Consider the following 13,189-nt stretch of genomic DNA (forward strand, 5'->3'; position numbering starts at 1 on the left):
GTGCCGATTGGTAGGGTTTAGCTGTGACTGTTACTACCGCTCTTTACCGCAGATACCGCCCCGATTCGTTCGCGGACGTTATCGGGCAGGAACACGTCACCGACCCGCTGATGACGGCCCTGCGGAAGAACCGCGTCAACCACGCCTACCTCTTTTCCGGCCCCCGCGGCTGCGGTAAAACCACCTCCGCCCGCATCCTGGCGCGTTGCCTGAACTGCGCCGAAGGCCCCACTGACACTCCCTGCGGCGTGTGCCCCAGCTGCGTCGAACTCGCCCGCGGCGGCGCCGGTTCTCTCGACGTGATCGAGATCGACGCCGCGAGCCACGGCGGTGTGGACGACGCACGTGACCTGCGGGAACGAGCCACCTACGCACCGGTCCGCGACCGCTACAAAATCTTCATCATTGACGAAGCCCACATGGTCACCTCGGCCGGCTTCAACGCGCTGCTCAAGATCGTCGAAGAGCCGCCGGAACACATCAAGTTCATCTTCGCCACCACCGAGCCGGACAAGGTGATCGGGACGATCCGGTCCCGCACCCACCACTACCCGTTCCGGCTGGTACCACCGGAACCCCTGATGGCGTATCTGGAACTGCTCTGCCAGCAGGAGAACGTCCCCGTGGCTCCGGGCGTACTCTCGCTCGTCATCCGCGCCGGCGGCGGCTCCGTGCGCGACTCCCTCTCCGTGTTGGACCAACTCATGGCCGGCGCCGGCCCCAACGGCCTGGACTATGAGCTCGCCGTGGCGCTGCTGGGCTACACCCACGCCTCCCTGCTCGACGACGTCGTCGAGGCCGTCGCCGCCTCCGACGCCGCCACCGTGTTCCGCGCCGTGGACCGCGTCATCCAGACCGGCCACGACCCCCGCCGCTTCGTCGAGGACCTGCTCGAGCGTTTCCGCGACCTGATCATCGTGCAGGCAATGCCGGAGAGCGCCCAGTCGATTCTTCGCGGCATGCCCGCGGACCAGATCGCGCGGATGCAGAACCAGGCACACAACCTCGGCGCGGCCGAACTGTCCCGCGCGGCGGATGTCACCAACACGGCCCTGACCGAGATGACCGGCGCAACCTCCCCCAGGCTGCACCTCGAACTGCTGTGCGCCCGCATCCTGCTGCCCAGCTCGGAGCAGACCGAACGCGGCATCGCCGCCCGGATCGATCGGGTGGAGCGGCGCCTGAATTACGCCGGGAACGACGTCGGAGCACCCGCCGCCGTTTCGGCGCCGGCCGCCACGCCATCCAACGCTCCGGCCCCGGCAGCCGCGCCGGCGCCCACCCTCGCGCCCGCAGCCGCCCCGGCCCCCGCCCCGGCCCCAGCCCAGACTGCTCCAGCCGTCGACGGCGCGGCCGCAGCTGAGTCCCCGGCCGCTCCCACTGCCCCTGCCCCTCAGGAAATCCAGCCGGAACGATCGACGATCACCGCCCCGCGGGTCAGCACCAACGACTGGCCGGTCGAGGAACCCGCAGCACCCAAGGGCGCCTCCCGCCCCACCCCCGCGCCAGCAAGCCGGCCGGATGTTCAGGCCAACCGTCCGGAGCAGGCACCGCCGGCGTCCGCGCCGGCAGGATCGGGCCAGAGCGCCCCGCCCGCACAGCCCGCCCCGTCCCCGGAGGCTCGGCCCGAACCAGCCGAGCGGCCAGCGGCGAGTGTCCCTTCGGCAGTTCCTACACCGGCACCCGCCCCGGCCTCCGCGCCAGCGTCCGGTTCCGGACCCGACGTCGAGGTCCTGCGCCGTGCATGGCCCGAGATTCTGCAGACCCTGACCAAGATCAAGCGCAGCACCTGGGCGCTCGTCGAACCCAATGCGCAGGTCGGACACTTCGAGGACCAGGTCCTGACGTTGTCCTTCACGACGTCCGGGCTCGCCGGAGCCTTCGGCCGGGCAGACCACGCAGAAAACCTGCGCCAGGCGATCCACAAGACGATTGGCATCGACTGCCAGATCACGGCCGTGGCCGGCGGCACCAACAGCGCAGCGAGCTCTGAGCCAAACCCAAAAGCGCCCGCTAGCCGGGAGGCTGCGGCTCCATCGGCGCAGGCGGCCACCTCGGCCGACGTCGCCTGGGGCCTGGCCCCCGCCCCTGCCACGGCCGGGCCCGCCCCGGATTCCGCGTCGGCAGCCGGCAGCCCGGCAGGCGGCGGAGCCGATACACGACCCGACGCCGCAACGGTAAAGGCCGCCCCGGAGCAGGCGCCTGCCTCAGCGCCGGAGCCCGCCCCGACAGCGCCGGCCCCTGCCGTTGCAGCGGCCCCGACCGCACCGGCCCCTGCATCGAGCAACGCGAGCGCTGGCCCAGCCGCCAAGCCGGCTGACGGCCCGATGCCCGAGGAGGCCGGTTCCTACTCGTACCCGGACGAGGACTGGGGTCCCCCGCGGGACGAGGATGCGCCGCCGCTGGATGAAGAGCCGCCGATGGACTGGAATCCCTCAGCTGCTGCAGCCGCCCGGCCCGCACCCGCTGCGGCGCCCACGCCGGAACGGCCCCGCCCCGGCAACGCCGCCCCCACCCCGGCAGCGGCAAAGGCAACGGCAACCGCAACTGCAACTGCAGCGACGCCGGCTCCGGCCCCCACGACCACTTCCGAGGACCCGTGGGCCCGCGCCGTCGAGCAGTCCCCCGGGGTCTGGACGGTCGGTACGGAACTGAATGTGGGGCGGCACTCCGCCCCGGAGGCCGCAGCAGAGTCCGCGCAGCCCACCCCCGAGCCGGAGCCTCCCCACTATGAATCTGCGGCTGCCCAGATTCCCGAGCCGGTCGGCGCGTATTCGGCCGGATCCGGAGCGGGCTTCGCCGGTTCCGCTGCCGCCCGCGCCCCCGAACCGCAGCTCGCCCCGGCCGCCTCCGGCCCTGCGGTCATCACGGCAGCGGCATCCCCGGTGGTGGCGACGGCTCCGGTCGGCGCTCCGCCGTCGTCGGGACGGCAGAGCCTTTACCAGCGGCTGTCCAACAGCCCCGAGGCGGAAGCCGGACGCGCCAAGGCACCGGCGCGCGCCGCCGTCGCCACGAGCTACGTACAGGACATCCCCAGCGCCGACGACGAAACAATCGAGGAGTCGGGCGTCTTCGGCCGCGCCGCCGTCGAGCGTATTCTGGGCGGGAAACTGCTCGAAGAGCGCTCCCTGGACGGAAGCCCGTTGGCTCCGCGCTTCTAGCCCTCCCGGCGGCCGCCCGGCCCGCCACTCCCCCAAACGAACGAGGACATTGTGTACGAAGGTGCAGTTCAGGAGCTGATCGACGAGCTCGGCCGGCTGCCCGGCGTCGGACCCAAATCCGCCCAGCGGCTTGCCTTCCACATCCTCGAAGCCGATCCGCAGGACATGAAGCGCCTGGTCGAGGCCATCACGACGGTGAAGGAGCGGGTGAAGTTCTGCACCGTGTGCGGCAACGTCACCGAGCAAGAGCTGTGCAACATCTGCCGGGACCCGCGCCGCGACCCCGCCGTGATTTGTGTCGTGGAGGAGTCCAAGGACGTACTCGCCGTAGAGCGCACCCGGTCCTTCCGCGGCCGGTATCACGTGCTGGGCGGTGCCATTAACCCGATCGCCGGGATTGGCCCGGAACAGCTTCGGATCCGCGAACTGCTCACCCGCCTCAATGACGGCGCCATCCAGGAAATCATCATCGCGACGGACCCCAACCTCGAGGGTGAGGCTACGGCCACCTACCTCGCACGGATGCTCAAGTCGATCGGCATCACCGTCACACGGCTCGCGTCCGGCCTTCCCGTAGGCGGCGACCTCGAATACGCCGACGAGGTCACCCTGGGCCGGGCCTTCGAGGGCCGCCGCAACGCCCTGAGCTGACGGTTGCCGTGACACAAGGCGGCGCCGCCCCTGCTTCGATCAGCACCGAACGCCTGATCTTGCGCCCCTTGACGGCCGACGACGACGGCGCGCTCCTGCGGTTCCGCGGCCACCCGGAAGCCGTGCGCTATCTCTCCCACCAAGCCTTCAGCGCCGAAGAGAACACGGCCAGGCTGCGGAAGATACTCAACAGTGCTGCTGCGTCCACCGCGGAGTGGTTCAACGTGGGTTGGGCGATACAGCTCCGAGGAAGCGGGGAGGTCATTGGCGACGGCCGGACCTGGAACTCAGACGCTCCTCCCGCACCCGGCAGGATCCCGGCCCACGCGGGGAGCCTCGGCTACATCCTGCACCCGGATCACCACGGGCTGGGCCTCGGCAGCGAGGCTGCAGGCGCCCTCGTGGAATGGTTGTTCACGGTCCGGGCAAGCAGGACGGTGTTCGCCGGGGTCTACGAACCGAACCTGCCCTCACGCCGGCTGCTGGAGAATCTGGGATTCCGGCCCGATCGCTACTTCACCGCGGCCGAGGACACTGCGGGCAAAAAACTCCCGTCGTGGCGGTACCGGCTCGACTGAGTGGGTGGGCGATGGACATGCTCAACGGCCCCTGCCCCGAATGGACATAGAGTGCCCGGAAGCGCCCGGGCCTGTCTGGCATTCGGTCACAATTAAACTCCGGGACGCCCGCGGCGATAAACTTGCCTCAGAAGCAGCCGTCGCGCCGACTGGCCGCGCTGTTTGGTTGCTTCGCCCAGAACCCCGATGATCCAGTGAGGGTGCGCGCATGAGTTTGCCCACTACCGAAGTCCACCCCGGACCGCAGCCGCAGCCGCTGCCCGCGATTCCTGCCGCCACCAAGCACCTCGTCGTGAAGAAGTTCGGCGGTTCCTCCGTGGCGGACGCGGAAGGCATCAAGCGCGTTGCAAGGCGGGTTGTGGACGCCCACAACGCAGGTGACGAAGTCGTCGTCGTCGTCTCGGCAATGGGTGACACCACCGACGAGCTCCTCGATCTGGCCGGCCAGGTGACCGATTCGGCCCCGGCCCGCGAGATGGACATGCTCCTCTCCGCCGGCGAGCGCATTTCCATGGCGCTGCTCGCGATGGCGATCAACAAGTACGGCGCGTCCGCCCAGTCCTTCACCGGGTCCCAGGCAGGCATGATCACCGACGGCATCCACGGCAAGGCCCGGATCATCGACGTCGACCCGCACCGGATCCGCACCGCCCTCGACAAGGGGCACATCGCGATTGTTGCCGGCTTCCAGGGCATGAGCCGGACCACGAACGAGATCACCACGCTCGGCCGGGGCGGTTCGGACACCACGGCGGTGGCGCTGGCGGCAGCCCTCGACGCCGACGTCTGCGAGATCTTCACCGACGTTGACGGCATCTACACTGCGGACCCGCGCGTTGTCCCGTCGGCACGGAAAATCGACAGCATCTCCAGCGAGGAAATGCTGGAGCTCGCCGCGTCCGGCGCCAAGATCCTGCACCTGCGCTGCGTGGAATATGCGCGCCGCTTCGGGGTGCCGCTGCACGTCCGTTCCTCATTCAGCCAGAACGAAGGCACCTGGGTCCTGCCCAGCGCCGATGACAAGATCACGATTCAAGAGGGAGTTGCCTTGGAGCAGCCAATCATCTCCGGCGTTGCACACGACCGTTCCGAAGCCAAGGTCACGGTGGTTGGCGTTCCGGACATCCCCGGCAAGGCTGCGGCGATCTTCCAGGTCATCGCGGACGCCCACTCCAACATCGACATGATTGTCCAGAACGTCTCCACCCACGGCACCGGCCGGACGGACATCTCCTTCACGCTGCCGATCGTCGAGGGCGCCGATGCCCTGGCCGCCCTCCGCGCCGCCCAGGCCGAAATCGGCTTCGAGAGCATCGAATACAACGAGAAGATCGGCAAGCTGTCCCTGATCGGCGCGGGAATGCGTTCGCACCCGGGCGTCTCGGCACGGTTCTTCGCGGCGCTCTCCGAGGCCGGGATCAACATCAACATGATCTCCACCTCGGAAATCCGCATCTCCGTGGTAACCCATGCCGATCTGCTGGACGACGCCGTGCGCGCCATCCACAAGGCGTTCGACCTGGACAGCGAGGACGAGGCGACGGTCTACGGCGGCACGGGCCGCTAACGGATTCCAGGCAAAACCTGAAAAGGGAGCGGCGGTTGCCGCTCCCTTTTCCGTACCCTTGTGGCTTGGTTGTCAGACTTGTTCTTTCGGCAGGTCTTCCCGGCGGACTGCGTAATGGTGTCCCTGGGAGTCGGTCTCTACCTCGAAGCCGGCGAGATCAGTCTCCGAGGCGTGCTCGTAGTCATCGTGCTTGTGCACGACCGGTGCGGAGTAGTCCCCCCGCGAGGCAGGGCCAAACAGGAACCGCACCCAGGCTGACGGGTGCAGGCGCCGGCTCAATGCAGCCTTCCTCAGCGCATGTGCCATATTTCCCACCCCCTCTCCTGCTGACGGGCCACGTCCTGCTAAATGGCCATCTGGAACAGCGGTGGCGCGGGCGGCGCCAGTGACCCAATTTTACGCCCGGCGGCGGGAAAAGGCGCGGCGGGCTTGGGCGGGAAAAGGCGGCCGCCGCGCGGCCCGTGGACGGCCAGACAGCGGCGCGTGGCGGGCCAACGTCCGCGGCCCGGCCCCGTCACTTAGCGCAGCGACTTGTCCTCGGGGTTGCGGGGCACCACGTAGGTGCTGCCGTCCGGCCGGTGGAGGGTCTCCCACTGCTGGGTCTCGGCCTGCCGCTGGGCCAGCAGCTGGCGGTTCTGCTCGCTCATCTCATGGCCGAGCGAGGTCCGGCTGGCCGGTCCAAAGATTGCCCGCAGCTTACCGGTGGCCCGCATGAACCGCTGGGCGGTGTTGTCCTTCGCCATCGCTTCCAAGACTCCTTCGTACGAGTGGGTTCCATCAGTGTACGCTAATAATTAGTGCACTAACTATTTGAAGGAGGCTCTATGACCGACGTCATCGCAACTCCCGGAACCCCCGTCGCGGACGAGGATCTCCTGCTGGAACACCAGCTCTGCTTCGCCCTGACCGTCGCATCGCGCAGCGTGGTGGGCGCCTACAAGCCCGTGCTCGACAAGCTGGGGCTCACGCATCCGCAGTACCTTGTGATGCTCTGCCTCTGGGAGTCCAGCCCCCGGTCCGTCCGAGACATCAGCGACGCCCTCGCCCAGGAACCGGCCACGATTTCGCCGCTGCTCCGGCGGCTCGAAGCGGCGGGTTACATCACTAGGCAACGCGCCGAGGGCAACGAGCGCAGCCTCGCCGTCCGGCTGACCCCGGCCGGCGCAGCACTGCGGCAGCAGGCGACGGCGGTCCCGGGCACCATGATGGCCCTGCTGGGCTTGAACCGGGAGCAGGTGGGCGAACTGCACGGCGCCATGATGCGGCTCATCGCCGCCACCCGGTCCGCAGACGGCGGCGCTGCCGGAAGCTAGGGTACTTCCGGCCCGGCACCCCGAGGCCCTGCGGCGCTAGAATGAGGCTGAGACCGAGGAGAAGAGCCCATGCGCAAGAACCAGATTCCCACAGCGCTCATCTTGATGACGGCCGTCGGACTGGCCGCCTGCTCACCAGGCGGCGGACCGGCCCCGAGCCCCTCGTCCACCGGCCCCGCGTCCGCCTCCGCCTCGTCGCCGGGCGGCACCCCCTCCGCCGACACCGAAACCACCGCCCCGGCGCCCTCGCCGTCGGCCGAGGCCCCTACCGCGGGGCCTGGGCAAGGCAACGCCGAGCTGGCCATCATGATCAAGCCCTCCGAAACTGCCAAGGCCGTCAGCTACACCCTGGTCTGCAAAAACGGCGTTCCCGCGGCAGAGAGCAAGCACCCCACGGCCGCTGCCGCCTGCGCCGCCCTGAAGAAAAACGCGGCGCTCCTCAGCCCCTCGCCCCGGGCCACGAACCAGGCATGCACCCAGCAGTACGGCGGCCCCGACCAGGCGACGGTCACCGGCTCGGTGGACGGCAAGGCGGTCGAATCCAAGTTCAGCCTGCGGGACGGCTGCGAGATCGCCCAGTGGAAGGCAGCCAAGGACATTCTGGGCTCAACCGGAGGGGCTGTCTAAACTGCAGCACCTTCCGCAGGACGATTGGCTTGCGCGCGAAGCCGCCCACCAGCAGCGCGTCCGCACCTACTCCGATCCCTACCTCGCCCGCCGCTCGGCCGGCCAAAAGCACCCGGTGGAGGACTTCCTCTTCACCTACTACACCCAAAAACCGGGCCAGCTGCTGCGCTGGCACCCGGGCGCCGGCGTCGTGCTGTCCGGGCCGGCCGCAGCGGAACGCTCCGGTTGGAAGTACTACCGCACTCCCGACGCCGACGAGCTCGCCGCCGCAGGGCTGGCGCCCGGGACGGACGCAGTGACCGTCGACGTCCGCCGGTTCCTCAGCGAGCGGCGCGACGCCGTTCAGTTCGCCGGCATCATCCTGGCGGGAACGGCCGCGCGGCCGGCGCAGTTTGGCTGCTTCGGCCTGCACGAGTGGGCCATGGTCTACCGGCAGGACAAGTTCGAACTGCGGCACGAGTACCTCAAGCTGCGGCTGGGTTCCGAGCAGACGGACCGGGTGGTCGAGGACAACCGGATCCGCTGCTCGCATTTTGACGCGTTCCGTTTCTACACCCCGGACGCCGTGCCGCTGAACACCCTGGAGCCGAGCCGCGAGAACCAGCGGACCATGGAACAGCCCGGCTGCCTGCACGCCAACATGGACCTCTACAAGTGGGCGTACAAGCTCGCACCCGCACTGCCCAGCGAGCTGGTCATGGACTGCTTCAAGCTCTCCTGGCGGATCCGGGCGATGGACATGCAGGCGTCCCCTTACGAGCTGAGCGAATGGGGCTACCCGCCGATCCGGATCGAGACGCCGGACGGCAAGGCCGAATATGTGGAACAGCAGCGGGCCTTCGCCGACACGGCCCAGGAACTGCGCCGGCGCCTGCTGCACGAGCTCACTCCGCTGCTGACGGCCGCAGCCGCCGACTCACCTCTTACCGCGGCACAGGAAGGACGCCCATGACTGCCAACCACGGAACTGCCAGCCCCGGAGCGGGCAGCCCGCACGACGTCGACCTCACCATCCGCCTGACGGAGGCCCCCGGCGCGCCGGAGTACAGCTTCCACCTGGTGTCCGACGACGGCGGCGGTCCGTCCGCTGCGTCCACCCTGCCGGACCCCGCTGCGGCGCTCGAAGCCCTCCGCCTTCACGGTGAGGAGGTCTTTTTCCCGCAGCCCGGCCCGCCCCGGCTTTGCACCCAGCAGTACGGTGGCCCGCAGGTGGCCGTCGTCACCGGGCGCTTCCGGGGCCGTGATGTCCACAGTGAATTCAGCCGCACCGACGGCTGCGAGATAGCCCGGTGGCGTGCCATGGCTCCGCTGCTGGGCGGCACCTCGGGCTCCACTGGCGCCACCTAAAACGGCGCCACCTAAGAACGGCGCCACCTAAGAACGGCGCCACCTGAGAACGGCGCCAGGCAAGAACAAACCAAATAACAGCGATGGCCGGCGGTGAAAACCGCCGGCCATCGCTGTTATTTGGTGTTCAGCCGCCTAGAGGGCGTTGTTCCGGACCTGCGCCGGGCCCTGGTTCATAACGGTGGCGGGAGCCCCTGCAGCAGGAGTAACCGTGGTGGCGCCCGCCGGCGTCACGACCACGCTGACGAACGTCGGCTCGCTGGCGCCGGCGAAGGTCACCCGGCCGATGTACGAACCAACTGCGAGCCCGGTCCAGTTGAGCGTGAGCTTGCCGGCCTTGCCGTTGGTCAGCTTCAGCGGGTTCGGCGAGAGGGTCGCGTTGCCGACGTTGGCGCCGAGCACTGCCGCATCCACGGAGGCCTTGCGGGCCTTGCCGTCCGGGCTGGAGTACAGGTTCGCGTAGATCGTGTACTTGCCAGCGGCCGGGTTAGCGACCGACAGAGTCTCGCTGGACGAGGACGTGGCAACCTGCTCCACGCCGCGCGGAGTGACAACCCACATGTCGAAGTCGGAGTTCGGGTCAGAAGAGAGAACCGAGAACTTCGCCAGCGGCACCCCGGCCGGAACCTGGACGGTCTTGACGAACGTCGAGGCATCCGCGAGGCCCGCGAACGGGCCCGGGACCAGTTCGACGGCGGAGGAATCCGCCTTCGACAGGCCGTCGAGGGTCATGCTGGTGGCGCCGTTCGTGCCGGAGACAACGTTGATGTCACCGGAACCGGTGGCGGACTGGGTGGTGAAGGTGACATCCTTCGGGGCCACCACGGACTGCGGGCGGACCGAGATGGGTGAGGAGACGGTCTTGCCTGCGCCCCGCCAGGTCAGCGAGCCCATGGCGAACTTGCCGAGCGCCGCGCCCTGGTTTTCGAAGCTGACCTTGAAGGTGCGCTTCTCGCCGGCTGCCTTGAAGTTCAGTGCGGCCGGAGCCACGCTGACCTTGATGCCGGGGACATTGGCCGTGACCTTGTACACGCCCGGGGTGAGTGCGGTCACCGTGCGGGTGACCTCGATCTTGCCCGTCAGGTTGCCCAGCGCGAAGGACGGGACGTTCATGTCCCGCGGCTTGGTGCTGCTCGGCAGCTTCAGGTTGACGCCCGTGCCCTGGATGAACTTCATGTAGTCCTCGATGCCAGCGTCGTAGATCAGGCCGGGATCAACCATCCGGGCCGGATCGACTTCGCCCGCGCCGGTGGCGTGGACGTCGGGGTCCTTGGACCCGTCGGCGAGCTTGACGTCGGAGGCCGTGGTCATCATGGCGGACTTCACCGCGGCCGGCGACCAGTTCGGGTTCTTGCCCAGCAGCAGGGCGCCGAAGCCGGCGACGTGCGGGGAAGCCATCGAGGTGCCGGACATGAAGCCGAACTTGGCCCCACCCTCGGCGATGGGCGACACACCTGCGAGAACGGCGACACCAGGAGCGGCGACGTCGGGCTTGAGCAGGTCAGAGTCGGTGGCCAGCAGCGGACCGCGGGAGGAGAAGCCGGCAATCTGCGGCTGGGCCTCCAGCGGCAGGCCGGTGGTGTCCTTGTTGACCAGTGAAACCTTGATGTCCGGGGTAGCGGTGACCTTGGCCTTGATGGCTGCGGTGGCCGGAGGGTTCACGTGCACGGTCGGGACCGAGTGCTGGTCAGCGTCCAGCGAGGAGTTACTCAGGTTCACCAGGATCATCCCGACGCCGCCGCCGCGCTTGACCTCGGCGCTCTTGGCGACGCGGTCAAAGACACCGCGGTCGCAGACAACAACCTTGCCGGCAACCTTGGCCGGGTCCAGCGTGTCAGGGCCGCACAGCGCCGCGTTGGCGTCTCCGGCCTTGGCCGCAGCGTTGGCTGCCAGCACGACGCCGGCGTCCTTGACTTCGCGGTTCATGATGCTGGCGCCGCGGAACTTGGTGCCGTCAGCGAATTCCACCGTGCCCTGGAGCTCCTGGGAGAAGCTGCTGGCGGCGACCGTGGTGACCCACGGCGCGCCGTGGTTGACCGTGCTGGCGGTGGGCCCGGAGTTGCCGGCCGAAGCGGCAACGAAGATGCCGGTCGCGGCCGCGTTCAAGAAGGCCACCGACACCGGGTCGATGACGGAGGTCGCGGAGCCGGAGATGGAGTAGTTCAGGACGTCGACGCCGTCCTCGATGGCCTGCTCGACGGCAGCCACGGAGGAGGAGCTGTAGCAGCCGCCCGTGTTCGGATCGGTGTCTTCCCAGCAAACCTTGTAGACGGACAGCTTCGCGGCGGGTGCGATGCCGCTGGTCAGGCCGAAGCTGCGGCCGTCAACGAAGGTCTCGACGTTCTTGTTGCCGGCAGCCGTGCTGGCCGTGTGGGTTCCGTGGCTGGCCACGTCCACCGGAGACAGCTGCTCCTCCGGGGCGCGGTCACCGGCCGGAACGTAGGTGAGGAAATCATCGGCGAAGTAGTGCGCGCTGAGGACCTTGGAGTTGCAGGCGGAGCCGTCGAAGGACGCACCGGTTCCGGTGCCCTTCTGGCACTCGCCGGTGAAGGTCTCGCCGTCGGCCTTGAGCATGGCGATCTTGCCGTCCGCGGTGCGGTAGGGCACCCCGACGACGGGGGCGCCGACGAGCGGCTTAACCTCATCGCCGGCGAAGAAGGCACTGTCCGGCGTGTAGCCGGTGTCGATTACGCCCACGACGACGCCCTTGCCGGCAGCATCCTGACCGCCGAACTTGGTGTTCCACGTCCCGTTGGGGCCGCTGAGCTTGAGGAAGTCGGTACTGGAATAATCCGGAGCGTTCTCCGTGTCGGGGGCCACCGTCAGGACGCTGGGGTCCTTGGCGAGCTTGACGGCCTGGTCCGTGGTGAGGGTGGCGCTGAAGCCGTTGACCGCAGCGGAGAACTGGCGCTGGATCTTGACCTTCTGCTTGCCCGCGACGTCCTCCTGCTTCTTCTCCAGGTGGGCGCGGTATTTTTTGACCTCGGACTTGTTGGTGTCGAGCTTCTTGCCCTTCGCGGGCTTCGTGGCGGGCAGCCCGCTCGTGCCGCCGTCGTAGGTGGCCGCCGGCTCTTCGGCCAGCAGGACGATGTAGCGGCCGTCCGGGTAGTTAGCGGGGTCCAGATTTTTCTGCGCGATTTCGGCGACGGTGGATCCCTGCGCCGGCGCCGCGGTGGCGGGCGCAATGGCGACTGTTGAAAGGAGAACCGGCAAGCCCAGGGTCAGTGCCACGGCCCTCCGGAGTCCCCCGCTTCGAAGGAAGCTCTTTCCTGGTGATTTCACGAGTGATTTGAACCTTTCAGAAGGAACGGTCCCGGCGCCATTGCCGGGGACGAGGGCTGGTTCGGGTGCGGGATCAGGAGTTGACTCTCGCCCCCAGCGGATACCAGCCGATTCATACAGTACAGACTGAGAGCCAAATATGACATAGACCACAGAGGGCTAATCGAAATTAGTCACATCGCTCGACAATCGACACGGTTCCCGGGGCATGGCAAAGCCGGGGCGGCGACGCCGCCCCGGCTTTAAACGGGAAATTAAGGGGGGCTGCTGGGCCCCGGCCGCACCGGCAGGCTACTGCCGGGGTGTTCGGACAACCTCGCTGATCCAGGCCCGCGTCTTGTCATCAAGGGGTCTGGCCACCTTGCTGGACCTGGCCGCCCGGTCCGCCTTGATCTTCTGCAGCACCATCCGGCCAAGGCCCGCGAAGACGGCGGCGGCCATCACGGGAAGCAGCACGGATTTCGATTTCTCAGCCATGCGGACATCCTACTGAGCGCACCCAGCCGAGACCATAGCCACCCGGGATCCGGGCAGCCGCCAGTGCCGCCCGGTCACGAATGCGGCGTGGTGCACGCCGCCCGGTAGAATAGGCATGCAAGCTCGCGGAGCGCCCGCATCACGCTGTCCACCACAGCGGATCGGCGTGAGACGGCACAACTCCGC

General features: G+C 68.3%; 12 protein-coding genes. 8 read left to right on the forward strand and 4 right to left on the reverse strand.

What is annotated here, in order from left to right; genetic code table 11:
• Nucleotides 1-23: 23 nt before the first annotated feature.
• From AC1DNC_RS03070 to AC1DNC_RS03085, 4 genes are all read left to right on the forward strand, one after another.
• Nucleotides 24-3,161, forward strand: a complete 3,138-nt coding sequence (locus AC1DNC_RS03070) for a DNA polymerase III subunit gamma and tau (protein WP_476861093.1) — start codon at nucleotides 24-26, stop codon at nucleotides 3,159-3,161.
• 51 nt (nucleotides 3,162-3,212) lie between these two features.
• Nucleotides 3,213-3,812: a recombination mediator RecR gene (gene recR, locus AC1DNC_RS03075; protein ID WP_476861094.1), complete on the forward strand. Its 600-nt coding sequence runs from the start codon at nucleotides 3,213-3,215 to the stop codon at nucleotides 3,810-3,812.
• Nucleotides 3,813-3,820: 8 nt separating this feature from the next.
• Nucleotides 3,821-4,390, forward strand: coding sequence for a GNAT family N-acetyltransferase (locus AC1DNC_RS03080; RefSeq protein ID WP_476861095.1), 570 nt, complete (start codon nucleotides 3,821-3,823; stop codon nucleotides 4,388-4,390).
• Between the two features lie 208 nt (nucleotides 4,391-4,598).
• On the forward strand, nucleotides 4,599-5,957 hold the full coding sequence (locus AC1DNC_RS03085; RefSeq protein WP_476861096.1) for an aspartate kinase: 1,359 nt from the start codon (nucleotides 4,599-4,601) through the stop codon (nucleotides 5,955-5,957).
• A 72-nt stretch (nucleotides 5,958-6,029) separates the two neighbouring features.
• Here the strand turns inward: AC1DNC_RS03085 and AC1DNC_RS03090 are convergent, their stop codons facing one another.
• Together AC1DNC_RS03090 and AC1DNC_RS03095 are read right to left on the reverse strand one after the other, a co-directional pair.
• Nucleotides 6,030-6,263 carry a hypothetical protein gene (locus tag AC1DNC_RS03090; RefSeq protein ID WP_476861097.1) on the reverse strand — a complete coding sequence of 78 codons (234 nt, stop codon included), beginning with the start codon at nucleotides 6,261-6,263 and terminating at the stop codon, nucleotides 6,030-6,032.
• Between the two features lie 212 nt (nucleotides 6,264-6,475).
• A complete protein-coding gene (locus AC1DNC_RS03095) occupies nucleotides 6,476-6,700 on the reverse strand; it encodes a hypothetical protein (protein WP_476861098.1) in 225 nt (74 codons plus the stop codon).
• An 81-nt stretch (nucleotides 6,701-6,781) separates the two neighbouring features.
• Between AC1DNC_RS03095 and AC1DNC_RS03100 the strand changes: the two genes are divergently transcribed.
• The 4 genes from AC1DNC_RS03100 to AC1DNC_RS03115 all read left to right on the forward strand — a co-directional run bounded on the left by AC1DNC_RS03100 (nucleotide 6,782) and on the right by AC1DNC_RS03115 (nucleotide 9,244).
• On the forward strand, nucleotides 6,782-7,270 hold the full coding sequence (locus tag AC1DNC_RS03100) for a MarR family winged helix-turn-helix transcriptional regulator (protein ID WP_476861099.1): 489 nt from the start codon (nucleotides 6,782-6,784) through the stop codon (nucleotides 7,268-7,270).
• 69 nt (nucleotides 7,271-7,339) lie between these two features.
• On the forward strand, nucleotides 7,340-7,897 hold the full coding sequence (locus tag AC1DNC_RS03105; protein ID WP_476861100.1) for an SSI family serine proteinase inhibitor: 558 nt from the start codon (nucleotides 7,340-7,342) through the stop codon (nucleotides 7,895-7,897).
• A complete protein-coding gene (locus AC1DNC_RS03110; RefSeq protein ID WP_476861579.1) occupies nucleotides 7,890-8,849 on the forward strand; it encodes a 3-methyladenine DNA glycosylase in 960 nt (319 codons plus the stop codon). Before AC1DNC_RS03105 ends, AC1DNC_RS03110 begins: the two co-directional genes overlap by 8 nt.
• Complete coding sequence (locus tag AC1DNC_RS03115) at nucleotides 8,846-9,244, forward strand: subtilase-type protease inhibitor (RefSeq protein WP_476861101.1); 399 nt, start codon at nucleotides 8,846-8,848, stop codon at nucleotides 9,242-9,244. The genes AC1DNC_RS03110 and AC1DNC_RS03115 overlap by 4 nt, the downstream gene beginning before the upstream one ends.
• A 135-nt stretch (nucleotides 9,245-9,379) precedes the next feature.
• Here the strand turns inward: AC1DNC_RS03115 and AC1DNC_RS03120 are convergent, their stop codons facing one another.
• The gene (locus AC1DNC_RS03120; protein WP_476861102.1) at nucleotides 9,380-12,526 is read right to left on the reverse strand and encodes a S8 family serine peptidase; all 3,147 of its coding nucleotides are present in this window, start codon (nucleotides 12,524-12,526) and stop codon (nucleotides 9,380-9,382) included.
• Nucleotides 12,527-12,817: 291 nt separating this feature from the next.
• Nucleotides 12,818-13,003 carry a hypothetical protein gene (locus AC1DNC_RS03125; RefSeq protein WP_476861103.1) on the reverse strand — a complete coding sequence of 62 codons (186 nt, stop codon included), beginning with the start codon at nucleotides 13,001-13,003 and terminating at the stop codon, nucleotides 12,818-12,820.
• Between the last annotated feature and the right edge of the window lie 186 nt (nucleotides 13,004-13,189).

This window comes from Arthrobacter sp. 01N442 (assembly GCF_056399345.1).